This window comes from Dialister sp. (assembly GCF_047832375.1).
Lineage (GTDB): Bacteria > Bacillota > Negativicutes > Veillonellales > Dialisteraceae > Dialister.
This window is the reverse complement of the sequence record NZ_CP181256.1, coordinates 2,006,210-2,030,471: the sequence shown is the minus strand read 5'-3', so window position 1 is coordinate 2,030,471 and position 24,262 is coordinate 2,006,210. Positions and strand designations below refer to the sequence as shown.

At 52.8% G+C, this 24,262-nt stretch carries 16 protein-coding genes; 11 read left to right on the top strand and 5 right to left on the bottom strand.

Annotated elements, in window-relative coordinates; translation table 11 throughout:
- Positions 1-28 precede the first annotated feature (28 nt).
- From ACFWUL_RS08115 to ACFWUL_RS08095, 5 genes are all read left to right on the top strand, one after another.
- Entirely contained in the window at positions 29-451 is a 423-nt protein-coding gene (locus tag ACFWUL_RS08115; protein ID WP_416176934.1) for a hypothetical protein, read from the top strand.
- Positions 452-494: 43 nt separating this feature from the next.
- Positions 495-1,673: an SAP domain-containing protein gene (locus ACFWUL_RS08110; protein ID WP_416176933.1), complete on the top strand. Its 1,179-nt coding sequence runs from the start codon at positions 495-497 to the stop codon at positions 1,671-1,673.
- Between the two features lie 58 nt (positions 1,674-1,731).
- On the top strand, positions 1,732-2,373 hold the full coding sequence (locus ACFWUL_RS08105) for a hypothetical protein (RefSeq protein ID WP_416176932.1): 642 nt from the start codon (positions 1,732-1,734) through the stop codon (positions 2,371-2,373).
- Positions 2,374-3,033: 660 nt separating this feature from the next.
- Positions 3,034-3,651, top strand: a complete 618-nt coding sequence (locus ACFWUL_RS08100) for a hypothetical protein (RefSeq protein ID WP_416176931.1) — start codon at positions 3,034-3,036, stop codon at positions 3,649-3,651.
- Between the two features lie 654 nt (positions 3,652-4,305).
- On the top strand, positions 4,306-5,883 hold the full coding sequence (locus tag ACFWUL_RS08095; RefSeq protein ID WP_297020808.1) for an IS1182 family transposase: 1,578 nt from the start codon (positions 4,306-4,308) through the stop codon (positions 5,881-5,883).
- 1,640 nt (positions 5,884-7,523) lie between these two features.
- On the opposite strand, the gene ACFWUL_RS08090 is transcribed toward ACFWUL_RS08095, so the two are convergent.
- On the bottom strand, positions 7,524-8,930 hold the full coding sequence (locus ACFWUL_RS08090; RefSeq protein WP_416176930.1) for an ATP-binding protein: 1,407 nt from the start codon (positions 8,928-8,930) through the stop codon (positions 7,524-7,526).
- Positions 8,931-10,118: 1,188 nt separating this feature from the next.
- Between ACFWUL_RS08090 and ACFWUL_RS08085 the strand changes: the two genes are divergently transcribed.
- From ACFWUL_RS08085 to ACFWUL_RS08075, 3 genes are all read left to right on the top strand, one after another.
- Positions 10,119-10,925 (top strand): basic amino acid ABC transporter substrate-binding protein, encoded by an 807-nt coding sequence (locus tag ACFWUL_RS08085; protein WP_416176929.1) that lies wholly within the window; start codon positions 10,119-10,121, stop codon positions 10,923-10,925.
- A gap of 515 nt (positions 10,926-11,440) precedes the next feature.
- Positions 11,441-12,091 (top strand): amino acid ABC transporter permease, encoded by a 651-nt coding sequence (locus tag ACFWUL_RS08080; RefSeq protein WP_416176928.1) that lies wholly within the window; start codon positions 11,441-11,443, stop codon positions 12,089-12,091.
- Between the two features lie 1,002 nt (positions 12,092-13,093).
- A complete protein-coding gene (locus ACFWUL_RS08075; protein WP_416176927.1) occupies positions 13,094-14,281 on the top strand; it encodes an IS110 family transposase in 1,188 nt (395 codons plus the stop codon).
- 612 nt (positions 14,282-14,893) lie between these two features.
- Here the strand turns inward: ACFWUL_RS08075 and ACFWUL_RS08070 are convergent.
- The 3 genes from ACFWUL_RS08070 to ACFWUL_RS08060 all read right to left on the bottom strand — a co-directional run bounded on the left by ACFWUL_RS08070 (position 14,894) and on the right by ACFWUL_RS08060 (position 16,592).
- Complete coding sequence (locus ACFWUL_RS08070) at positions 14,894-15,436, bottom strand: phosphatase PAP2 family protein (RefSeq protein ID WP_416176926.1); 543 nt, start codon at positions 15,434-15,436, stop codon at positions 14,894-14,896.
- 314 nt (positions 15,437-15,750) lie between these two features.
- Positions 15,751-16,020 (bottom strand): hypothetical protein, encoded by a 270-nt coding sequence (locus ACFWUL_RS08065; protein WP_416176925.1) that lies wholly within the window; start codon positions 16,018-16,020, stop codon positions 15,751-15,753.
- A 2-nt stretch (positions 16,021-16,022) separates the two neighbouring features.
- On the bottom strand, positions 16,023-16,592 hold the full coding sequence (locus ACFWUL_RS08060; protein ID WP_416176924.1) for a DUF1700 domain-containing protein: 570 nt from the start codon (positions 16,590-16,592) through the stop codon (positions 16,023-16,025).
- Between the two features lie 915 nt (positions 16,593-17,507).
- On the opposite strand from ACFWUL_RS08060, the gene ACFWUL_RS08055 reads away from it, so the two are divergent.
- The 3 genes from ACFWUL_RS08055 to ACFWUL_RS08045 all read left to right on the top strand — a co-directional run bounded on the left by ACFWUL_RS08055 (position 17,508) and on the right by ACFWUL_RS08045 (position 21,055).
- Entirely contained in the window at positions 17,508-18,719 is a 1,212-nt protein-coding gene (locus tag ACFWUL_RS08055; RefSeq protein WP_416176923.1) for an FprA family A-type flavoprotein, read from the top strand.
- Between the two features lie 657 nt (positions 18,720-19,376).
- Positions 19,377-20,468, top strand: coding sequence for an efflux RND transporter periplasmic adaptor subunit (locus tag ACFWUL_RS08050; protein ID WP_297019834.1), 1,092 nt, complete (start codon positions 19,377-19,379; stop codon positions 20,466-20,468).
- Positions 20,465-21,055: a DNA-3-methyladenine glycosylase gene (locus ACFWUL_RS08045; protein WP_416176922.1), complete on the top strand. Its 591-nt coding sequence runs from the start codon at positions 20,465-20,467 to the stop codon at positions 21,053-21,055. Before ACFWUL_RS08050 ends, ACFWUL_RS08045 begins: the two co-directional genes overlap by 4 nt.
- Before the next feature lie 464 nt (positions 21,056-21,519).
- Here ACFWUL_RS08045 and speC read toward each other — a convergent pair whose 3' ends face one another.
- On the bottom strand, positions 21,520-23,673 hold the full coding sequence (speC, locus tag ACFWUL_RS08040; protein WP_416176921.1) for an ornithine decarboxylase: 2,154 nt from the start codon (positions 23,671-23,673) through the stop codon (positions 21,520-21,522).
- Between the last annotated feature and the right edge of the window lie 589 nt (positions 23,674-24,262).

Genomic DNA, 24,262 nt, shown 5'->3' with positions numbered 1-24,262 from the left:
ATGGCTGATCTGCAGCTGGAGGTTATTCGTGGGAACAAGGTTTGATAAACGTCGGTTCTATGCTGATAAAGGCCCTGCCTCTCTCTTTGAACGGGTTCATTACATCATGGATCCGGTCAAAGAAATCCGGTTTACCGGGCATTTCCTGGATCGGCAGCATGACCGTCATATTCCGCAAAATATTATTGACCGGTGCCAAAACTTTGATGCTCGAAAATGGAAGCTGGTGGCGGCTGAAGTCCGCATAGATAAAGGAAAGTTTGTGAATTCCTGCTGGGAAATCCCTGTCAATGGTGACATATACTGGCTGGTTATTGGATTTGGCAATGCTGCAGAAACCATTATTTCTAAAAAATACTCCGCCTTTCGAAGGACAGAGTATACAAAGGAAGAATATGATTTTGTGGAGCAGGTCAACAGGGAACTAATGCAGGAAAACAGGGATATTTAGCAAACAGCAGGGTGAGGAATCTGTGTAATAAGGTGGGCTGTTTATGGGGCTGTTCCAAAAGTTGAAGAACATATTTCAACCTCCTAAGACCGTAATACGAGTGGATCCTGATTTTGGCGAAAAGGTCAATACCTCGGTACCGGAACCAATCTCATTTAAAATTACGGTTACTATGGAGAAAGGCGGGAGTGTATCTATTATCCCTTTAGAGAAACGTATTGCCCAGTCCTATCCATCAGCAGGAGGGCTTTATCCCCATGAAATACTGATGCTTTCCTATGCCCATACCTATTCGAACCGGACTAAGCATGATGAGTTTCAGCATTTCTGGTACTACGAGTACTCTGTGTCCAAGCCGGAAGACGTACTTTCCTCTTTGCTGGAGAGGGGATTCCTTGCATTTGGGGACCTGCGGTCATCCATCGAACATACCACGGTTGTGGATATCAAAAACATTCTTCGACAGAAAAAACTAAAGGTTTCCGGAAGAAAAGCAGAGCTTATGAGTCGCCTTATGGAAAATGTGCCTTCTGCTGAACTGGAAGACCTGTTTCCGGTGCGCTATTACAAGGTGACAGATAAAGGTCAAAAGGAGCTGAACGATAATCCTTATGTGGACTATATCCACACCCATGGGAGGTGGGGAATAACAGTCTGGGAGATGAATAAACGGCTTCATGATGACGGTGCCGATGGCCGGAATTTCAAATCCACTCTATGGAAGTTCTTTAAGAAGCAATCAATACGATACTATAAGCAAAAAGATTTTGGCTTATATCGCTGCGTACGGTTCAATATGTGTAACTATTTATGCGAGGAAGACCAGTGGCAGAATGGATTTCCTTACTTATGCGAGACCATCCTTTATGACTTGAATGGATTAGGTAATAATTTCGGTGATATGTCTGAGAAATTCAGACTGGGGTTGATTTTGGAAAATGACTTTCCCTATAAAGAAAATGGGCTATTAACTTTAGTATCGGGAATCATTGATGCATTGAAAGATTATATGGAAATGGAGAACTGGTCAGATCACGAGCTTAAACGGAATTTACTCGATAATTTTGAAAAGTTTACTCTATACTATCGGATTTTTACTAATGAAGAATGTGCAGATATAGCGGTATATGAAGTGAATGATGATATAGCTTCATTAGAGGCAATGTATCGCAAGGCTTATGATCGTTTGAAAAAGAAATATGAGGAATTGCCGGATACATAAACAGCAGAATGAATAAGCAAATGTTATACATCTAAACTCAGTAAAGGAGGTACGTATCATGAAAAAGTTACTCACTGCTTTGGGACTTGCTGTGGCCCTGTCTCTGCCGCTGTCGGCGGGTGCCCTGGATCTGCTGAACAGGCCGGCGCCGACGTTTAAGACGCTGACTCCGGAGACTTACCAGGAGGCGTGGAACTTCGGGAAGACCATCGAGAAGCATGGGGCTCCGGAGTCGCCCCGGCATTATGGGCTGGAGCTTCGGCCGGACTCTTCCGGGGCGAACCAGGTGGTGGTGGTGACGCCCTACACGGCTACGGTCTACATTTCTTCCACCGAGGACCTCAGGCTCCTGCAGATCCCACCGACTCTGGAAAATACAATCCTTGGGAGCCAGGACATCCTCTGGGTGGTAACCACATGGGATACCTCCGGCCCCGGCGGGAGTGCAGGCAATGTGCGGCACCTGGCCATCATCAAGGATGGTAAGAAGATATTCCCCTCCTACGTGCTGCCGAAGGACCTGGTGGAGGTGATGCCCACCAGCCGGGACGCTACGTACTTCGGCTTCCCGAAGGAAGTGGTCCTGGATGCGCCCTATGAGGTGCGGTACATCAATACGGAAGGGGACCCGGTGAACTTTGAAGTGACGAAGGAACAGATTGCCCTGATGATCGAGGAGGAAAAGACGTTTAAGGCGTGAGGGGGAGCTGGTGGCTAGTGGCTGGCCAGGCCCTGCGGGCAGATTCGCCTGCGGCGGATCAGTGGCTAGTAGCTGGATCTAGTGGCTAGGTCTAGATCTAGGTCTAGATGGACAGGCCCTCTGGGCCATTTCTATCAGTTTCCATCAGCTAACCTCAGCCCCGTGGGCAGCTCCTTCCCGAGGAAGGAGCCTACTGTAGAGGCACTTCCTTGTTATTTGTGTAGAGTCATTAGGGTTCCAATGGCGTCTTCGCCGTATCCATCCTGCGCCCTTCTCTAAGGGCCTGCATGCTTAGGAATATATATAATTGGCGGCGCTATACAATTTGTGCGCCGCTACCACCCCCTCGGGCGAAGCCCGTTTCCCCTGAGTCACTTCGCCGCCAGGCGTTACCCCTCAGCCACTTTTCACAATTCATGGCTTACACTCAGCCATCAGAGCGGCCTTAAAACCCATAACCATCTCTCAGTCCGGTGGACAGCTCTCTTCTGGGAAGAGAGCCTCGAGCAGAGTCAATTACACGATATGGGGGCAGAGTCATCAGGGTCCCAACGGCGGCGAAGCCGCTGGACCTCAACTCTCAACTTTCAAATCTTTTCTGATATTTTGGACATACCATTTTCCCATACGTTGTGTCTTAACATCTATAGGAGGCAGACTATGAAAAAAGCTCTTCTTTTGGCAGCCGTCCTGGCGGCCCTGTCCTTTGGGACGGTGGATGCCAGCCGGTTTGAGATGGTGCAGAAGTCTATCGTGCAGGGAGCCTATGCCGGTGTCGATTCTGCGGACTTCAAGGAAGGAAAGAAGACGGTGCGGTTCATGAGCGTCTCTGAGGGGGCCAATGACTATACCCTGAAGGCTATCAGCAAGCCGAACTGGCTTCTGAATTTTGATACCTACTGGACCTATTCGGTGAAGGCCTCTTCCCCAAAGGCGGCGCCGGACTATATCATCGAACAGTACCGGGATGTGGATACGGGAAAGTACTTCTACGGGGTGAATGATATCCGCTACAAAGAGGAGGGGCGGAGGGCCTTTCTCCTTGGATTCGATGAGAAGAAGAAATCCATGATTACCTACATCGACAGCGATACCATGGAAAAGCCCCAGTACTCAGCACCTGGTACCTATGTGAGAAAGGGAAGCCTTTTCCTTGGAGTCGGTGAATATGGCGGCAACTGGAAGACGAAGCCTGCCTATAAGCTGGACTGGTCTCCGGAGGCGAAGTGGTTCAGCTATGAGTACTTCGAACACGTGGCGGAGTCGCCTTACTGGTAATGGGGGACCTGCATGCAGCAGGAAGAAATAGAAAAAAGCCCACAGCCCGTGGCCGGAAATCCGGTGGGGTTTGTGGGCTTTTGATGTGGCTGTTAGACGATAGATGGGACAGGCCCTTTGGGCTGATTCGCCTGCGGCGAATCAATAGCTGGCAGCTAGATCTAGTAGCTAGGCGGTCAGGCCCTTTTGGGCCGAGCCCATCTGTTTCCATTAGCTAACCCCAGCCCCATGGGCAGCCCCTTCTCAAGGAAGGGGCCTTCTGCATAGTCAATTTCGTGCTTGGGGGTAGAGTCATCAGAGTTCCAATGGCGGCGGGACCGTGGGTCATGTATCCCAACCTCGATCTCGGTCTCATTTGACGGGGGTTAGCTGATAGTGGCGCGACCATCTGATGTCTAGTGGTAGGGCGTAAAAAGCCCGGTATTCTCGAATGCAAGAAAGATTTCTCGACTCCTCGAAGTTGTAGCGGCTCTTGCGTGTGGTGTAATCACGGCGCTTACCACCGCTCGAAATGACGAGTTGGGGTTGGAAGTCAATGATTATACAAAGCCGTGGAAGGGGAGGGGGCTGTGAAATAATTGAATTAAAACAGTCGCCAAAAAAGGTGTCTGACTCAAGCGAGCCGGACACCTTTTTCAGTGGTATTATAGTGTTATGATGAAATGCAAAAATACCAGTTATCATTGTACCCCACGGCAGGGCTTTTTGCCACTGTCTATTGCATCTTATCTGCCAATTGATGACCCTGTTTTTGAATTTGACCATTTAATGGAGGCTATAGGATTAAGAAAATATCTTCCGGTACAGTCCCACTGCTCTGCAGGCCGCATCGGATACAATCCGGTCATTTTACTTAAACTCGTGCTTTTCGGATTTATGCTGGGGTATTGTTCTTTACGCAGCCTGGAGAAGGCCTGCCGTACAGATCTGCGATTTATTTACCTCTCAGACGGTCAGGCTCCCAGTTACCGCACTTTTGCAAACTTTATCAACAAAGTTCTAGCCAATTGTATTGAGGACATTTTCAATGCGGTTAATGCAGAAATCTTCAAGGAAGACCACGTCGATCTCAACCATCTTTATATTGATGGCACCAAAATGGAGGCCAACGCCAATAAATACAGCTGGGTGTGGAAAAAAACAACTATAAAATCCCGGTATCACCTGTATGAGAAGATTACGTCACTGCTGAATGAAATTAACTGCGAGCTGGCAACAGAAGGAGCAACAATAGAAACGAGCACCGAATACGTTCCGGATTATCTGGAGGAAAAGCTGGAAGCTCTTGAACGCTTCTGGAATCTGGATGAAAAGGAATTTGTCCATGGTCCGGGACATCGCAAGACTCCACACCAGCGTATGTGTGAAAAGCTAAAGCAATATACGGATAAACTCAGGGAATATGGAGAAAAGATAAGGATCTGCGGCCCTAATCGAAACAGCTACTCGAAAACTGATCCTTCAGCTACATTTATGCGGGTAAAGAAGGATTATGTAGGTAATGACCAGCTTCTTCCTGCATACAACGTGCAGTTTGGCATCGCCGACGAATATATTGCCGTTTTGGATGTCAGCCAGTGCCGGTCAGATATGGACTGCTTCATTCCCCTGATAGAAAAGTTCCATAAGACCTATCATTTTTATCCGAAATACCCGGTAGCAGATGCGGGATATGGCTCATTTAACAACTATATCTACTGCGAACAGCATGGCATGAAAAAATTCATGAAATTCCCCATGTTTAAGAAACAGACAAGCGATGCCAAGTACAGGGATAACCCATTCCGGGCGGAGAATTTTACAATTGATGCCAACGGAATCATGCGCTGCCCCTTCGGCAGGGCATTCAGGCTCCAATACAGAAAGTCGATTCCAGGTAACCACTACGGGCGCCAGGAAGAGATTTACCAGTGTGAAGACTGTAGCGGATGCCCCTATGCCGAGAAATGTAAAAGGACACCAAGAAACCGGACAGTTCAGATTAATCAGGAACTGACTTCCATGCATAAAGAAGTCATCGCCAACCTGGAAAGTATTCAGGGAGCCCTGCTCAGAATGAACCGTTCCATCCAGTCGGAAGGTACTTTTGGAATCATAAAAAACGACCACGGATACAAGAGAATCGTCAGAAGAGGTACGAATCCTGTAAAAGTAGAGATTTACCTCATGGCGATAGGCCAAAATCTGAATAAACATTACCATAAACGCATGAGAATGCGAAGAGCAGCATAAAATAAAATAATTGGGATGACTGGGGAAAGGGGGAAGTATACTCAATTTCAGCAAAATAAATGGATATTTAACTGGAATACAAAAAAGGAGGCTGTGAATAAAAATGATTTCTCATTTTTTCACAGCCCCTGGCTGCGAAGCAGACGGAGATTAGCTGATGGAAGCGACGTAGGCCGGGCCTCAAATCTTAACTCTTTCACAGTTCCGGACACCACAAAAACACGGAACCTTTTGCCGGGAATCTCTCATGCATCGAAGGCCGCCATGAATCAGGCATCAGCGCATTAGCAAAGGAGAAGATTGGTGGGATAAAGTAAACTTTCCCTCTCTGCTCCCCGCTGCTCTAGGATTGGTCGTCAAAGCCTGCCGTTCCGTGTAGAGACATGTAGTGGCGATATTCCGTGCTTTCGTGTGTGTGAATCTTTGCCTTGCTGTGCAGGATCCTGCTTACCGCTCCCTTCCGGACGGGAGGGGGTGGGGAAAGGAGAAGCCTTTGCGCAAACAGGATGGTTTCTTTTCTGCCCCTTTCCTTACCCGGGATTTGGGAAAGAGGTCATACTTTTGTGAAAATATCCTGCTCTTCAGAGGGCTCCTGATTTGCCCCTCCATATATTAAAATTGCGGGAGACCCCCTGTTTCACAACTTGAAATTGAATTTTTCATGAGAGATTAATGGTGAGCTGGTGAATTGGTGGGGTGGTGAGTTAGTGGGACAGGTTGGATGAGGTCTGATTCGCCTGTGGCGGATCAGTAGCTGGCAGCTGGATCTGGTTGCCAGGCGGTCAGGCCCTGTGGGCGGATTCGCCTGCGGCGAATCAGTGGCTGGCAGCTGGATCTGGTGTCTAGGTGAACAGGCCCTGTGGGCCGAGCCCATCACCATCTCTCAGTCCGGTGGACAGCTCTCTTCTGGGAAGAGAGCCTCGAGCAGAGTCAATTACACGGTATGGGGCAGAGTCATCAGGATCCCAACTGCGGCGTTAGCCGCGGATGGGGTAAGTGTCGGAAGCGCCGCAGGCTGTCCGGCTTTCCTGAAAGCCAGGAGCTGGCAGCTGGAAGCCCCCACATGGTCACACGGCGCTCAGTCACATGACACTCGGCCCGGAGGGCCTGATTCGCTCAAGGCTCAAGGCTGAAGGCTCAAAGCCCCATCTGCTCGCACTCTGGCCAGCCATACAGGCGCCGCAGGCTGGACCTCAACTCTCAAATCCTAACTCTGTCTTTGAAACCCCGTCATAGTCATTTAGCAGGGAGATCTCTCGACTCATCGTAGCTGTAGCGATTTTGAGCTTCAGAGTCATATAGCATGCTGCCCCCGCTCGAGATGACGAGTGGGGGTTAGTGTTCTATGTTGCTGTGAATCCGCTGGCCGTTAGCCTCCTTCCTCGGGAAGGCGAGGGCCCGGCCGAATGATGTCACGGAGTGACAGAGGGATTCTGATGGGAATGCGGCGAAGCTGCAATCAGGTATCGTAAGGCGGCGCTATATGATTTGTGCGCCGCCACCACCCCCTCGCCGAAGGCGTTCCCCCTGAGTCATTTCGCCGCCAGGCGTTATCCCTCAGCCACCTCAGTCACTTCAGCCACCTCAGTCACCCCTTACCGCTCAGCCATATGACACTCGGCCCGGAGGGCCTGATCTGCTCAGGGTCTGTCGGGGTGCAGGATTTTGGGGAGATCTACGAGAAGGGTGCCATTATTTTCTGCTGTTTCCACAAGGCTTTTCGTGAATCCGGATTTAGAAAAGAGGGCGTAATGGGGATTTCTTCCTTTTGTGATGAGTCCTGCTCTTTCATGGAGGAGTTTCAGCACCGATTCATTGACCGGTTCATTTTTCCATTTACATTCACCACATAGAATATCCGTATCGTTAGTACAGACGAGGTCGATTTCTTCTTCCCTGTGTTTATCCGGGTTGGTGCCCCACCAGCTGCCGTAGTTGAAATAGAGCTGCGGAATGGCCCCATTAGCCACCTGGACTTTTACATACTGCAGGGCAATGTCTTCAAAAATATGGCCGAAATAGTCGGACAGGAATGGCTGGATCCGGGCATCCCATGCCCGTTTGCCCAACCCCATGGCGATGAGGGAGGCGCATTCCGGGATGAACCGATACCAGAAGCGATAGAGGTTATCTGTGATGCGGTAGATCCCTTTTCGTGTGTTCTTTGTTTCCAGGGGCTGGACTTTGGTTACGATTTCCAGGTCCATGAGATTTTTCAGGTAAAAAGTAATCTGGGAGGCTGCCCGCCCCGATGCCTGGGCAATCTCATTGGGGCGGCTGGCACCATGGGCAATGGCGGCCAGAATGGAGTTATAGATGGCCGGTTCCCGGAGTTCCTGAAGCATGAGGTTGGCCGGCTCTTCGCCCAAATGGCCGGAGGTTGTGAGGAATTCTTCCTGTACTGCCTCGGCCAGGGTGCTGTATCCGGAAAGGTATTGCAGGTAGAGTGGGATGCCGCCGACGATACCGTAGGCCAGCAGTTTGTCTTCATCGGACCAGTCCGGGAAAAAGCGGATGGCTTCATAGTAAGGCAGGGGGTGGAGCAGAAACTGGGATGTCCGCCGTCCATAGAGGGGACTTTCATATCCCAGTACCTGCCTTTCCATGAAACTCATGGAAGAACCGCAGAGAATGAGGTAGAGCTGGGTGTCCTTCCATTCATGGTCTATATATTTCTGGAGGATTGATGATACCTCAGGCGCTGCTTTTGCCAGATAGGGATATTCGTCAATGATGAAAATAAGCCTCTCCTTCTTTGCAATGTCCGCCAGATAAGAGAAAATATGGTCGAAATCGGAGAACTGGGAGACCATTTCTGTCCGTCTATCGGGGAACTGCTCTTTGATGGCCGATGTGAGATTGACCAGCTGTTCATGCAGCCCCTGCTCCGTAGCCATGAAATAAATGGCTCGCTTGTGTTTGATGAATTCCTGGATCAGCCGCGTCTTGCCGACCCGCCGGCGGCCATAGATTACGGGAAATTCAAATCCCTTCCTTTTATACCGCTCTTCCAGTGCGGAAAGTTCATTTTCTCTTCCGATAAACATAGGATTCACCGTCCTCGATAATACTAATCATAATTAGTATAGGCATGACTATAATAGTCTTTCCTATATAATATAGCTGATCAGGAAGGAAAGCAAGGTGAGGATAGATCTAGGAGATCACGCTCTGGGGCAGGGATAGGTCCAGGTTCAGGTGTTCAGGCCCTGCGGGCCGAGCCTATCAGTTTCTGTCCTACTGTAGAGTCATTTTCATACTTTGGGGGTAGAGTCATCAGGGTTCCAACGGCGGCGAAGCCGCGGGACCTCAATTCTCTTTCCTCAAATCTCAATTCTTCTTGAAAGTCCCGTCATAGTCATATATCTGAGAGATCTCTCGACTCATCGTAGCTGTAGCGGTTCTTGAAGGTACAGTCATACCGGCGCTTACCACTGCTCGAGATGACGGGGTGGGGTGGCAGTCTATAGTGCGGCGAAGCCGCTGGCCGTTAGCCTCCTTCCTTGGGAAGGAGGTGGCGCCGCAGGCTGATTTTCCGCGGCGCCAGCCGCCAATGATTAGTCCCCCTTTTCCAAAGGCGAAGGTCCTGCAGAGGACCTTCGAGCCGGGCCCAAGTTGGTGCTTAAACTGCACATAAAAGCACCTTCCTTTTGGGGCCCGGCCGGAATGATGTCACGCAGTGACAGAGGGATTCTGATGGGTTTTATCGATCAAGTTAGCCATCCATATGACGGGCAGTCTGGCTGTCAGACGATAGAAGATAGAGGGAAGAAGATAGATGCGGACAGGCCCTTTGGGCCGAACCCATCACCATCTCTCAGTCCGGTGGACAGCGCTCTTCTGGGAAGAGAGCCTGCCGCAGAGTCAACTACACGATATGGGGGCAGAGTCATCGGGATTCCAACTGCGGCGTTAGCCGCGGATGGGGTAAGTGTCGGAAGCGCCGCAGGCGAATCAGCTTTCCTGATTGCTAACAGCTAGCAGCTAGAAGCCCCCACATGGCCGCACGTCACTCAGCCACATGACACTCGGCCCGGAGGGCCTGATCCGTTCAAGGCTCAAGGCTGAAGGCTCAATGCTCCGTCCGTTCGCACGTACATAGATACGATACAATGAATTCTTCATCTGACAAATATTCTTTTAGCGAACAACTTGTATCATATCTATTTCCGTTGTATAATACTTGTGAAATGAAAAAGTGAAATCATGAATTTACAGGAAAGCAGGTAAGAGCGATGAAGAAATGGATGGCAGCAGGGGCGGCACTGGTATTGGCAGGGTGCCTGGTCCTTACGGGCTGTGGAAAGGAAGAGCCGAAGGCCGCTTCCGGGGCTGATGGCCATGTGCATGTGGTGACCCATGCGAACTGGAATCCCTTCGAGTACATGAAGGACGGGAAGATTACGGGATTCGATGTGGACCTGATCACCGAAGCGGCAAAGAAGGCAGGACTTACGGTGGACGTATCCGATGCCGGCTGGGAAGCGATTTTTGAGCAGATCCGGACGGGTCAGGCGGATGCCGCCATTTCCGGTATCACCATTACCGATGACCGGAAGGCCACCTACCTTTTCTCGAAGCCCTACTTCGTTTCCAGGCAGGCCATCCTCATCAGGGAGGATGAATCCATTTCCAGCGCCAGGGACCTGATGAACGGAAAGACCGTGGCCGTGCAGAACGGTTCCACGGGACAGGAGGCCCTGGAGAAGCTCATGGGGAAGAATAATCCCGCCATCAGGAAGACCCCCATGTCCATCCAAATGCTCATCGGCGGCCAGGTGGACGCCCTGGTAGGGGATGAGACGTCGGTGAAGTCCATCGTGGCCCAGTATCCGGAGCAGCACCTGAAGATCGTCTACGACGATGCTGCCTTCACGCCGGAGTATTTCGGCATCATCTACCCCAAGGACCGGGGCGGAGAGCTGCAGCAGAAAATCGATAAGGCCCTGGCGGATATGGTAAACGATGGGACCTACGGAAAGCTCTATGAAAAGTGGTTCCATGTGCAGCCGGACGAGAAAATGCTGGAGAAGTTGAAGTGACGGATGCCTGAGCAGCGTGCGAACGTATATGAGCATTGAGCCTTCAGCCTTGAGCCTTGAGCTGGTCAGGCCCTGTGGGCCGGGTGACGGATGGCTGAGCGCCGTGCGAACGGGTGGGGGCTTCCAGCTTTTAGCTTCTGGCGACTAGGAAAGCTCAATAGCCTGCGGCGCTTCCGGCAGAATCCCTCACCCCGGTGGGGAGCTCCCTTTGAAAAAGGGAGCCTGCTGCAGAGGCATTTGCACGTTATTTGTGAAGAGTCTTTAGAATTCCAACAGCGGCATTGCCGCCAGATGCACCCTGCCTCCCCTCTTTAGAGGGGAGGGGGACCGCTTGCGGTGGAGGGGTGCCCGTAGGAAGCGCCGCAGGCAGACCAGCTTTCCTGAAAGCTAATAGCTGGCAGCTGGAAGCCCTGCCGAGGTGAATCGAATCGCTCGCGCCGAAAACGCCAGCGGCTCTGCCGCGGGACCTCAACTCTCTTTCCTCAACTCTGATTTTTAGAAAGGCAAGAAATACAATGTTTGACCTTAAGCTATCCATACTGGAAGAATATGCGCCGTTCTTTGTGTCCGGCACCCTGCTCACCATCAAGCTGTCGGTGGTGGCCATTGTGGCGGGATTCTTTCTGGGCCTTTTCCTGGCGCTGGCCCGGGTTTCCCACCGGAAGTGGCTGTCCCTTCCGGCGGCCTGCTTTATCGAGAGCATCCGGGGGACGCCGCTTCTGCTGCAGATCCTCATCACTTATTTCGGCGTGGTGCCTCTCATCATGAGAAAACCTGACGGCGTACTGGCAGCGGTGCTGGCGCTGTCCATCAACGCAGGCGCCTATATCGCCGAGACCATCCGGGGCGGCATCCTGGCTACGGATCCCGGACAGATGGAGGCAGCCAGCGCCCTGGGCCTTACCCGGTGGCAGAGCATGCGGTATGTGATCCTGCCCCAGGCCATCCATTCTGTTATTCCTGCCCTGGGAAATTCCTTCGTGAGCCTTATCAAGGATTCTTCCCTGGCTTCCGTCATCGCTACGCCGGAGCTCATGTACTGGGCCAACGCAGCGAACGCCCAGTATTACCGGGTGTGGGAGACCTTTATCACCACCGCCCTTATTTACCTCTTCCTCACGGTAGTCACCAGCCGGATCCTCGGAAAGCTGGAAAAGAGCCACTGAAAAAATCCCCGATTTTCGGGGATTTTTTATGTGACTGAGAGGAGTGTGAACGGGTGTGGGCATTGAGCCTTGGGCCTTGAGCCTTGAGCCTTGAGCTGGTCAGGCCCTTTGGGCCGGGTGACGGATGGCTGAGCGCCGTGTGAACGTGCGGGGGCTTCTAGCTGTTAGCTGCTAGCAGCTAAGAAGGATGGCCAGCCGCTTTGCGGTAAATGCACCCCCTCAGCCTTCGGCAGCTCCCCCGGTGGGGGAGCCAAGTTATCGACCTGCGGCGCTTCCATCGGTTTCCATCAGCTAACCCCACCCCGTTGGGGAAAATAGATCTAGTGGCTAGGTCTAGATCTAGGTGATCGGGCCCTGTGGGGCGAGCCCATCAGTTCCCATCAGCTAACCCCACCCTGGCGGGAGCCCCTTCCCATGGAAGGGGCCTGCTGTAGTGTCACTTGCACGTTATTCGTGTAGAGACATTAGGGTTCCAATGGCGGCTTCGCCGCTATTCGTTAGCCTCCTTCCAAGTTGGTGCTTATACTGCACATAAAAGCACCTTCCTTTTGAGGCCCGGCCGTTGATGGCTGCGAGGGAGATGGAGGTTAGCTGATGAAAGCGCCGCAGGCCAGGCCTCAATTCTCTTTCCTCAAATCTCAATTCTTTTTGAAAACCCCGTCATAGTCATTTACCCGGGAGATTTCTCGACTCATCGTAGCTGTAGCGATTTTTACATGTAGAGTCACTTGGCATGTTGCCACCGCTCGAAATGACGAGTTAAGGTTAGAGATAGATAGTGCAGTGAAACTGCTGGTGGAGAGCCTCCTTCCTTGGGAAGGAGGTGGCTGCGAAGCAGACGGAGGTTAGCTGATGGAAGCGCCGCAGGCTGTCCGGCTTTCCTAAAAGATAATATGAAATGACCTCCCCAGTTTGATGTATATGCCCAAATTTCGGTAAAATATAGTTGCAAGGCCAATTTTACGAGAACAGGATCATATTTTCTCAACCAAGGAGGTCATCATGTTTTATTCTAGCACATTTACGTCCCCGATCCCATTCGTTTATGTTGGTATCGACACCCATACCGAAAACTATACGATGGCTGCTGTCGTTAATCAAATGTCTCCTGCCGGTGAAATTATTACGTTAGATCTTATTCCCCCTCGTAAACTTGGCCCTGCAGTAAAGAATGTGCTCCGGTTCATTGGTGATTGCAAAAAAGCCGTTAACAGAGAGTGCCATGTTATCTGTGGTTATGAAGCCGGGTTATTCGGTTATGGCCTTTACCGTAAGCTTATGGCAGCCAATGTAGATTGTATGGTAATAGCTCCTTCTTCTTTGAAGAAAAGCAGCAGAGATAAAAAATTCAAAAATGATTATATTGATTCAAGAGCGCTTGCCAATGCCATGGCGAAAAGTGAGTGTATTTCCATTTATGTCCCCGATGAGGAAGACGAATCCATTTTCCGCTATATCAGGATGCGTGACGACCATCAGGATATGGTTAAAGTCACTAAACAGCGGATAACTGCTTTTGTGCACCAGATGGGATTCCATTATAACCAGGGAGCTACCTGGACCCAAAAACATGTGAATTGGATTATGAGTCTCCCGCTGAGCGAATTGAATAAGGAAACATTGAGTGAGTATATGACAACTCTGCTTACCCTCCAGCAGAAGCTGGAAGATCTGGATGTCAGGATTAAGTCATTTGCAATGCAGAAAAAGTATGCAGCTAATGTCAATAAACTGCGCTGTTTCCTTGGAATAGAATATGGCTTTGCACTTCGTTTAATTGTAACTATTGGCGATTTCAAGCGCTTTCCTACAGCAGGCCATTTTGCGTCCTTTTTGGGACTTACCCCAACTGAACACTCCAGTAATGAAGATGGCAACTATGGCAGCATTTCAAAAGCCGGAAATATTGTTTTGAGGAAGAAGCTGATTGAAGCAGTCTGGTCCGGCTTTTCACGGGGGCGGCCCGGATACAAGAGCAGGGCTTTGAGAAAACGGCAGGAAGGATGCTGTGCATCAGATATTCATTATGCGGACAAAGCAAACAGAAGACTTCGCGTAAGGTTCAGAGACAAGATTATGAAAGGGAAAAACAGTAATGTTGCTGCTACTGCCGTTGCCCGGGAATTCAGTGGCTTTATTTGGGGAATGATGACTGGACACACTGCTGACGTTATTCGTAAAAAAGCTTGACATCGCACGCATAGTTCTCTGAGTTAGACAGCAAGCATAAAAATACAGTCGAAGGGAGATGATTAAAAGGTGAATAGCGGTTTGGACAATATTAAGGGAGAGCTTTGAGTTAAGAGAGGCTGGGTTATCCTAGTGCTAGCTTTGCAGGACATGCATAGGCATGATTCCAAATAAAAGATTGAAGGAACCCGCGGCGAAATCATTGACCTGTTAATCCACGTATAAGAGACTGATCAAGCCCCGGAATAATCTGCAAAGCTCTTCCTCCATGTTGTTCAGGCAGCTATTGCCTGGAACCCGCATACCAATTTGAACTTGACATGGAGCCCCTGCTCATGTGATTTCCAAGCCAAGGGGCCGAAAAAATATGGCCATAGAGGAAGCAGGCTATCACATGAGCCGCTCCATGTAAAGTTCAAATTTTCCCAAACCGATTTAATTCCATTACATCTTGCAACTAGTCTTATTGGCAAGAATATTTGGCATGCTTGGGGTCTTGACAAAGGTCATTTCATAAGAGCTAGCCGCTAGTAGCTAGAGGCCCCCATCTGTTCGCACGGCGTTCAGCCATACAACCGCCGCGGCGGAGCCGCTGATCACCTGGACCTGGATCTAGATCTCCTGCAGCACTCTGCTCACCATCTTCACTGCCAGCCATGCACATCCCAGCCCTATGACGAGTCCCGCCAGAACGTCCAGGGGGTAGTGGACACCCAGATAGAGGCGGGAGAAGGAAACGAGGAAGGCCAGGATGAGGGCGGGAATTCCGAATTTCTTTGGCATGTAATGGTAAAAGAGGGGCGCCGCGGCGAAGGAGGCGGAGGCGTGGCCTGAGGGGAAGGCGTAGGAGGAGGCGGACACGTGGGTGACTAAGGGAATGATTTCCGGGTACGTCACGAAGGGCCGGGCTTCTTTGATGAGGTTCTTCAGGAGGCCGTTCGTGATGATAAGGCTCAGCACCAGGGCTGTCAGTACGGCAACCGCCAGGGGTCTTGTCTTCTTTTTGAAGAGCAGGAGCAGTGCCGGCACTACCCAGATAAAGCCCATATTTCCCAGGTCCGTGGTAAATTCAAGAATTCTTGTAAGCAGGGGCGATCGGATGGTGTCCTGGAGAAAGAGGAGTATCAGGGCCTGCATGTTCATAAGGGTGTCCATGGGTAAGCCTCCTTGGGGGGGAACAAGCCGCTTGCGCGGCTAAGAGTTGAGATTTGAGATTTGAGAGTTGAGGTCCGGCGGCTTCGCCGCGGGGGGCAGACGGTGCAGCTGTTAGACGATAGAAGATAGAAGATAGATGATAGATGATAGATGATAGATGATAGATGGGGTCGGCCCTTTGGGCTGGGGGTCGGATGGGTAAGCTTGCGTGCGATCATGTGGGGGCTTCTAGCCGCTAGCAGCTAGCAGCTAGAAGCCCCATCCGTTCACACGTCGCTCGGTCACAGGACATCAGACCGGAGCGGCTGATCCGCTCAAGGCTGTTCTCTCTGTCGGTCACTGTGAAAATCGGTGTCTTCCACCTGCCTGTCCTTGTGAGAGTCCCGTTTTACCTTGTGATGGCTCTTCTCCTTTTCCTCGTGGAAGGGGAGGGTGGACTTCATGGCTTTCATTTCCTGGTGGATGGCGGGGGCGGATTCTTTGGCCCAGTCCATGTAGCTGGCGGCATCGGTGGTGAGGAAGGATGCGGCGAAGAGGGCGGCGCTGGCGGCGCCGAGGATGAGGGTGACGAATACTTTTTTCATGGTTATTCCTCCTTCAGGGTATGAGATACTTCAGTGGCAGCCTGGGAAAGTTCCCGGCCGGCGTAGTAGAAAAAGGCGGCAAAGGAAAGGCCGGACACCGCGAGGGCCGACAGGCTCAGGGGGCTCATGGCCGGCAGGGCGGGGACTGTGGGGAGAATCACCAGTCCCCCGGTGGAGAGGTACAGGGCAATGGCCAGAGCGATCACTGTCAGCGCTGCCGCCAGGGTGCCGGCTCCGGTGAAGAGGAAGGACAGGACACTGGCTCCTTTGGAAAAGAAGGAGGGGAGGTGCTTCCTTGCGGATTCCTTCATGGAAATAAGGGCGTTTCCGGCGCTGCCCACAAGGTCATGGGCGTAGGATTCCCTTTTCAGTTTCTTTTCGTCCACCCCGTAAATGAGGGCGGCAATTTCGGAAGGCCGGCCCAGGGAGGCGGCGGTCTCTTCTTCGCTCCTTCCGGCGGCTTTTGCCATGGCGAAGTATTCTTCATAGTCCTCCAGGATCTCGTTTCTCACGGAGGCCTGTTCATAAATCAGGTAGGTACGAAGCTGTCTCATAAATTCATTCTTTGTCATAGAAATCACTCCTTTTTGTGAATCCGGGAAGTGCTTCCCTTGTAGAAGATGATTTTGTTTTTCATCCTGTCTGTACTATATCACTTAGTATCTTGCAGTACAAGGTACTATGCAGTAAACAATAATTGAAGGATTGTTAAAGGAAAGATAAAGGGGGAAAGCCGCTTCGCGGCTGAGATTTGAGAGTTGAGTGAAGAGAGTTGAGGTTCAGCGGCTCCGCCGCGGGAGTTGGTGGCTGAGGGACGTGCGAACGTGTGGGGGCTTTGAGCCTTCAGCCTTGAGCATTGAGCTGGCCAGGCCCTGCGGGCAGATTCGGCTGCGGCGAATTGGTGGCTAGTGGCTAGATCTAGTGGCCAGGCGGTCAGGCCCTGCGGGCCCGGTGACGGATGGATGAGTGGGCGTGCATACGAGCGGGGGCTTCTAGCTGCTAGCGGCTAGCTATCAGGAAAGCTCAACAGCCTGTGGCGCTTCCGATGGCACTCCTCCACCCCAGGGGAAGCGTGTTACTGGATTCTCGGTTGCCTGCGGCTCCCTACAGCACGGCTATCAGCGACTCACAACAATTTGAGCGTCGCTTCGCTCCTCCAAATTGTGTTCGCTGCTGTGACTCCCGTTCCCTTGCCACCCCAACGGGGTGGGGTTAGCTGATGGAAAGTGTTGGAAGCGCCGCAGGCTGACCAGTTTTCCTAAAAGCCAGCTGCTAGCAGCTAGAAGCCCCTACCTGTTCACACGGCACTCATCCATCCGTCACCGGGCCCGGAGGGCCTCGCCAGCTCAAGGCTGTTGTCTGTGACCACAAATCATGCAAGTGAAAACAAACCGCCTTGCGGCTATCCCTTTCCTCCCCGTTCGTGGTATACTTAAAAAGCGACAGTATCGGAGAAATCCTGTGTTTAATGAAGGGATTTAATGATTATGCATAATGAACAGAAAGTAACGGAAAACATTTACTGGGTAGGGGGAAATGATTTCATTTCCTCCCGGTTCGAAGACCTGATCCCCATTTCCCAGGGGGTCTCTTACAACAGCTATTTCATTGACGACGAGAAGACGGCGGTCATTGATTCCGTGGATTCCGTGATCCGGGATCTTTTCATGGAAAATGTGGGCCACCTGCTCCATGGGCGGCCCCTGGACTACATCGTCATCAACCACATGGAGCCGGACCACAGCGGGTCCCTTCTTGCTCTCGCCGAGGCGTACCCCATGGCGAAGATCATCGCCACCCCCCAGGCCCAGAAGATGGCGGGCCAGTATTTCCACGTGTCCCTCTCGGACCGGTTCATCACGTCCGACGAGAAGCTGGAAATTTCCCTGGGTGCCCACAAGCTCCGTTTCCTGAAGGCCCCCATGGTGCACTGGCCGGAGGTGACCTTTACCTATGAAGAAACGGAAAAGGTCCTCTTCAGCGCCGATGCCTTCGGTACCTTCGGTACCCTTCACGGTTCCATTTTCGCCGATGACTGCCACTACGATGAAATGTACCTTCCGGACTGCCGGAAGTACTATGCCAATATCGTGGCCCGGTACGGCATGCAGGTGCTGATGGCCCTGAAGAAGGTGGCGGCCCTGGACGTAAAATATGTATGCTCCCTCCACGGCCCGGTGTTCCGTCGGCCCGAGGATATCGCAAAGATGGTGGCGCTCTACAAGAAATGGGCGTCCTGGGAACCGGAGGAAAAGTCGGTGACCCTCTTCTTCGCTTCCCCCTATGGCAATACGGCCCTGGCGGCCCAGGTGCTGGCGGGAAAGCTGGCATCCCTCGGCGTGAAGCATATGAAACTGGTGGACCTCTGCAGCCGTTCCATTACGGAGGCGTTCCCGGAAGTCCTGCGCCGGAGCCATATGGTGTTGGCGGCGGTGACTATGAATATGGGCCTGAACCCCGTGATGAATGCCTTCATGGACCTCTGTAAGGAAATGGACGTGCAGAACCGGGCTGTCGCCATCATGGGCAACAGCAGCTGGGCCCCCAACGTGGCAGGTAAGGTGATGAAGGAAAAGGCATCCACCTGGAAGAAGTGCAGGATCCTGGGAGAACCCCTCCACATTTCCTCCGCCCCCGCCGACGACGGCAGCCTGGATGCGCTGGCTGAAGTTATCGCGGCGGATTTGAAGGGCGAGTAAGAGCGGCAGATTGGTGTGCTTACGGTTGGAGGCACGAGCCTTTAGCAGTGAGCCTTGAGCCTTGAGCTGACCAGGCCCTGTGGGCCGGGTGACGGATGGCTGGGTGCCGTGTTGATCGGGTGGGGGCTTTTAGCTTCTAGCGGCTAGCTTCCAGGAAAGCTGGCCAGCATGCGGCGCTTCCAACAGCACCCCTCCACCCGAGGGGAAGCGTGTCACTGGATTCTCAGTCGCCTGCGGCTCCCTACAGCACGGCTATCAGCGACTCACGACAATTTGCGCGTCGCTTCGCTCCTTCAAATTGTGTTCGCTGCTGTGACTCCAGTTCCCTTGCCACCGCTTGCGCGGTCCCCCAATCTCGGCCAGTCGACAAGAGGAAGGCGCTTTTTCTGCACATTAAAGCGCCTTCCTTTCAGGGCCCGGCCGGAATGCTCCCCACGGGGGTGAGGGATTCCGTTGGAAGCGCCGCAGGCATACCAGTTTTCCTAGAAGCTAGGAGCTAGAAGCTAGCCGCCCCATGCCAGTGACTCTATCCATCAGCATACAAATCCGCTGCGAAGCGGCTATGCAGCTCAATGCTAAAGGCTCAAGGCTCGTGACTCTGTCCGTCAGCATACCAAACGAATACAAACGTAAATTAGATAAAGAAGGCAAAACGATATGAAAAAATGGATGTCCTGTGCGGCGGCCCTGTGCCTGTCAGCGGTTCTCCTGCTGTCAGGCTGCGGGAACAAGCCCACGGTACATGTAATGAATGCAGAACCCAGTAAAGAACCGTTCACCCTGGAGACGAAGGCGGTGCCCGAGGCCCTCCATACGGCGCCGGTGATTCCCCAGGTATCGGGAAATCTTATTTCCAATCCTCCCGACGTGGGGACGGTGGTGGAAGCGGGGGATGTGCTGTTCCAGATCGACTCGTCCCAGTACGAGTCCCAGGCGGCGTCCCTCCGGAATCAGATCGCCGCGGCCTCCCAGGCGTCTGCGCCTACCTACACCTACAGCGCTCCCGCCGTGGATGACAGCCTCGAAGCGTCCCTCCTGAAGCAGGGCATCATTACCCGGGCCGAATACGACCGGATCAAGGGCAGGAAAGGCGGCGGACAGGTGGTGCAGCAGGCAGCACCGGCAGAAGCTTCCCAGCCGCCGTCCCAGCTGGTGGCGTCTCTCCAGACCGTGGAAAAGACCATTGCCAACTGCACGGTTCGGGCGCCCATCAGTGGCGTGGTTTCCCAGGTCTACATCGGCGATACCCACCTGGCCCTGGCCGGAAAGCCGGCCCTTGTGATTCGGCAGGATTCGCCGGTAACGGCGCCGGTGGAAATCCCGTCGAAGCTGGACAGTGTCATGGAAAAGGCGAAGGACGACAAGACCCTGACCGTCACCATGAGCGACGGCAGCAACATCTGGTACGGGGAACTGAAGCAGCAGCCCAATGAAAACGGGGACAAGCTTACCACCTACAAGGTGCAGGTAGACAATTCCAACGATGATATTACCATCGGCAACGAATACAGCATCCGCATCGAAAGCGGACAGGACGTTTCCTGCTACATGATTCCAAAGTCCGCCATTATCGGCGAAGACACGGTGGCCGTGGTGAATGACAGTAACCTGGTGGACATGAAGACCGTATCCATAGCCAGTGAAACCGGAGGCTACGTGCTCATCATGGATGGTCTGGCTGATGGTGACCGGGTGATCACGGATCCGCCGAAGGGCCTGGACATGGGCATGCAGGTGGATGTGAAATGAAGTGGTGCCGGGAAGACTTCACCGGTGACGCCGTGACCACGGCCAGGAAGCTCATCGGCGCCGTCTTTGTCCATGATGCCCCGGAAGGACGGACCGCCGGCCGCATCGTGGAATGCGAAGCCTACGGTGAAATGTACGAAGGCCATCGGGACGACGGAGCCCACGTATTCAAAGGACTCACGCCCAGGACAAAGGTCATATTCGGAGAAGGGGGACACATTTACGTGTACCTTATCTACGGCATGTACACCTGCCTCAACTTCGTCTGCGGCCACGAGGGAGAGTCGGGATCCGTCCTCATCCGGGCCCTGGAGCCGTTGGAGGGGATAGACCTCATGAAAAAGAGGAGGCACCAGGAAAAGATGAAACTCCTCACCTCCGGCCCCGGCCGCCTCACCCAGGCCATGGGTATCGACAAATCCTTCTACGGCATGGACCTTACCGGCGATACCTGCTGGGTAGAAAGCCGGGAAGATGGACCATTTCCTGTGGAAGTGACGAAACGGAAAAATATAGACTATGCCACATACGGAAAAGACTTCCCCTGGCGGTTCCTCCTGAAGGGAAGCGTCTATGTGTCTAAATGAAAAGACTGCAAAAATGGGAAACCATTTTTGCAGTCTTTTCAGGTGGCTGAAGGGGAAAAAAGAAAGATTTGAGAGTTGAGGTCCAGCGGCTTTGCCGCGGAGGTCTTGTGGCTGGACGGTATGCGAATGGATGGAGGCTTTGAGCCTTCAGCCTTGAGCCTTGAGCTGATCAGGCCCTGCGGGCGGATTCGCCTGCGGTGAAGCCGTTGGCCGTTAGCCTCCTTCCTTGGGAAGGAGGTGGCGCCGAAGGCGACGGAGGTTAGCTGATGGAAGCGCCGCAGGCTGATTTTATGCGGCGCCAGCCGCGAATGGTCAGTCCCCCTTTCTCAAAGGGGGATGTCACGCAGTGACAGAGGGATTCTGATAGAACTGCGGCGAAGCTGCAATCAGGTATCGTAAGGCGGCGCTATATGATTTATGCGCCGCACCACCACTCCTCACTCCTCACTCCTCACTCCTAACTTCTAACTTTCCTTTAATACATACCCATAGGCATGTTTCTTCCCGTCTTCTCCGTCTTCCACGTAGACTCCCTGAACTTCCGGGGCGAAGCCGGGGAAGGCGTTGATGCTGTCTATGAGGTCCATGAAGTAATCGATGGCGGTTTTTGTCCACCGTTCGCCGGGGTGGATGCAGAGGATGCCCGGGGGATAGGGGAGGGCTCCTTCCAGGGCCACCCGGCCTTCGGCGTTTTTCAGCTCTATCAGTTCCCCGTTCCCCCTGAAGTATTCACCCACCGCGTCTCGGGGGCTCATGGCGTAGGGCGGGAGGTGGTCTTCCTGGAAGAGTTTCACCTGGAGGGAAGACACATTTCTTTCTTTGTAGAAATCGTGCATTTCCCGGCAGAGCTGGCGGATGGAGGTGCCTTCGTAGTGGGCTTCGTAGGCGTCGTAGATGGCGGGGAGCACCTTCTCCATGGGGGTGTCTTCGTCAAGGAGTGATTCAAACCGGACGAGGCCATCCACGAGGCGGCGGAGCTTCTCCTTCGATTCCGCCGGGGTGAGAAGGAAGAGAATGTCGTTCAGGTCGCACTTTTCCGGGATGATTTTGTTTTCCCTGAGGAAATTGGCCACAATGGTGCCGGGAATGCCGAAGTCCTCGTAGGCGCCGGTGGCAATATCCATACCCGGGGTAATGAGCATGAGTTTCATGGGGTCCAGGAAGTACTGACTTTCCCCGTAGCCCTTGAATCCGTGCCAGGGGGCGCCGGGCTTGAAGGTCCAGTATTTCCGGTCCGCCGCAATCTGCTCCGTGGGGCCGTCCTCCCATTTTTTATTTCCCACGGTCTCCGGCAGGAAGGGGCGGATGTAGTGGCAGCGGGAGAGGATTTCTTTTCTGGTTTCTATACCAAGGATGAGGGCGTCCCGCCAGAGCTTGATGCCCCCTTCCCCTTCGTGGATGCGGGCGTTCATATCCAGCGCCGCGAAGAGCTGGTAGAAGGGGGAGGTGGAGGCGTGCATCATGTAGGCGTTGTTCATGCGCTTGTGGGGCACGTAACGGTCCTGGCCCCGGATGTGGGCGTCTTTCTTGTGAATCTGGGAGGTCATGGAGAACCCCGCCTGCTGTTTGTGGACAGACTGGGTGACAAAGATGCCCGGGTCCTCGGGCCCCAGGTCCAAAAGGAGGGGAGAGGCGTCTTTCATCATGGGAATGAACTGTTCGTATCCCACCCAGGCGGAGTCAAAGAAAATATAATCGCAGAGATACCCGATTTCATCCACCACCTGCCGGGCGTTGTACAGGCAGCCGTCATAGGTGCCCAGTTCGATCACCGCGAGACGGATGGGCCGCTCTTCCTTTGCTTTTTCCGGCGACTTTTCGGCAATGAGGCTGCGGATGTAATCTTCGTCGAAGCAGTGCTTCGGGATGCCGCCGATGGAACCGCAGCCGTTCCGTGCCGTTTCCAGGTACACCGGAATGGCGCCGGAAAGTTCCAGGCCCAGGTCGATGGACTTGTGGTTGTTCCGGTCATAGAGCACGATGTCCCCCGGCGCAAGGACGGCATTCATGACGATTTTGTTGGACGTGGAGGTGCCGTTCAGGACGAAGTAGGTCTTGTCCGCATGGAATACCCGGGCCGCATGCTTCTGGGCGTCCAGGGCGGGCCCTTCGTGGATGAGGAAATCACCGAGGTCCACATCGGAGCTGGAGAGGTCTCCCCGGAATACGTTGGGGCCGTAGTAATCGTAGAAAATGCGGCCGGAGGGATGTTTCCGAAAAAAAGCGCCGCTCTGGTGGCCGGGAGAGGCGTATTCGTCATTATGGCGGGCGGTGTAGCGGGTGAGGGAACCGAAAAAGGGAGGCAGCAGGTTCTTTTCATAGTCCATGGCGGCCCTGGTGATTTTCTTCTTCCAGCCGCATTTTTCCTTTGCCGTGAGCACGGTGGCGGCGATGGCGGTCATATTCCGTCCGGCGGCGATGCCGGTGTCCAGTATGAAAAGGGGAATGCCGAAGGCATGGATGGTGTCGTAGGAAGAGGGGACCTCGTCCTGGGATGTGATCACCACCGCCGATACATCGGTCAAATCAGCGGCGGATAAAGAAATGGTTTTCCAGTTTTCCGAAAGGATGCCCAGGGCCTTCGCCCTGTCGGTCAATGCGATTTTGAGCTGTTTCATGGATCAGACCTCCCCATCTTTTTTGGCATTATTATAGAAACCTGATATCCCTCATGTCAATATGGAAAATGGAGGAAATCAAAGGAAAAATGAGGACCACCAGTCAGGTGGGGAGCGGATACTGAATATATTCGGATTATTGTGAGTATTTGACTGTTAAAATGAGTATATGCGGGATATATGGATGAAATAGAGTAAGAGGAGGTGAAATGAGGGAGAACGGCCAATTTCAGTTTATCGAGCTGTTAGAGTGAGCGGTTTTGCATGCTGTTGGATAGAGTCACTGGCACGGGGCTGCTAGCTTTTAGCTTCTAGCTACTAGGAAAGCTGGCCAGCCTGCGGCGCTTCTCACCCAGTATTTCCGTCAGTCATTCGTGCCGTGGGCTGTAGAGCCTTCCTGGAAGCTAGCGGCTAGAAGCTAGAAGCCCCCGCACGAATGACTCTATCCATCAGCATCGCTCCAACAGCTCGACAAACCGCAATCGTTGGAGCTATAACCTCCGGCTATAACCGGATATGCCATAGTCCTGTCTAGACAGTCCCCGGAAATGGATATAGAATGAATGCACAATTTGATACGGGAAACCGT

Excerpts from the sequence above, each read along its gene's own strand:
- ACFWUL_RS08055 (WP_416176923.1), top strand. The coding sequence starts at position 17,508 with ATGCATAATGAACAGAAAGTAACGGAAAACATTTACTGGGTAGGGGGA.
- speC (WP_416176921.1), bottom strand. The coding sequence starts at position 23,673 with ATGAAACAGCTCAAAATCGCATTGACCGACAGGGCGAAGGCCCTGGGC.
- ACFWUL_RS08085 (WP_416176929.1), top strand. The coding sequence starts at position 10,119 with ATGAAGAAATGGATGGCAGCAGGGGCGGCACTGGTATTGGCAGGGTGC.
- ACFWUL_RS08080 (WP_416176928.1), top strand. The coding sequence starts at position 11,441 with ATGTTTGACCTTAAGCTATCCATACTGGAAGAATATGCGCCGTTCTTT.
- ACFWUL_RS08095 (WP_297020808.1), top strand. The coding sequence starts at position 4,306 with ATGATGAAATGCAAAAATACCAGTTATCATTGTACCCCACGGCAGGGC.
- ACFWUL_RS08045 (WP_416176922.1), top strand. The coding sequence starts at position 20,465 with ATGAAGTGGTGCCGGGAAGACTTCACCGGTGACGCCGTGACCACGGCC.
- ACFWUL_RS08065 (WP_416176925.1), bottom strand. The coding sequence starts at position 16,020 with ATGAAAAAAGTATTCGTCACCCTCATCCTCGGCGCCGCCAGCGCCGCC.
- ACFWUL_RS08075 (WP_416176927.1), top strand. The coding sequence starts at position 13,094 with ATGTTTTATTCTAGCACATTTACGTCCCCGATCCCATTCGTTTATGTT.
- ACFWUL_RS08090 (WP_416176930.1), bottom strand. The coding sequence starts at position 8,930 with ATGTTTATCGGAAGAGAAAATGAACTTTCCGCACTGGAAGAGCGGTAT.
- ACFWUL_RS08050 (WP_297019834.1), top strand. The coding sequence starts at position 19,377 with ATGAAAAAATGGATGTCCTGTGCGGCGGCCCTGTGCCTGTCAGCGGTT.
- ACFWUL_RS08060 (WP_416176924.1), bottom strand. The coding sequence starts at position 16,592 with ATGACAAAGAATGAATTTATGAGACAGCTTCGTACCTACCTGATTTAT.
- ACFWUL_RS08110 (WP_416176933.1), top strand. The coding sequence starts at position 495 with ATGGGGCTGTTCCAAAAGTTGAAGAACATATTTCAACCTCCTAAGACC.
- ACFWUL_RS08070 (WP_416176926.1), bottom strand. The coding sequence starts at position 15,436 with ATGGACACCCTTATGAACATGCAGGCCCTGATACTCCTCTTTCTCCAG.
- ACFWUL_RS08100 (WP_416176931.1), top strand. The coding sequence starts at position 3,034 with ATGAAAAAAGCTCTTCTTTTGGCAGCCGTCCTGGCGGCCCTGTCCTTT.
- ACFWUL_RS08105 (WP_416176932.1), top strand. The coding sequence starts at position 1,732 with ATGAAAAAGTTACTCACTGCTTTGGGACTTGCTGTGGCCCTGTCTCTG.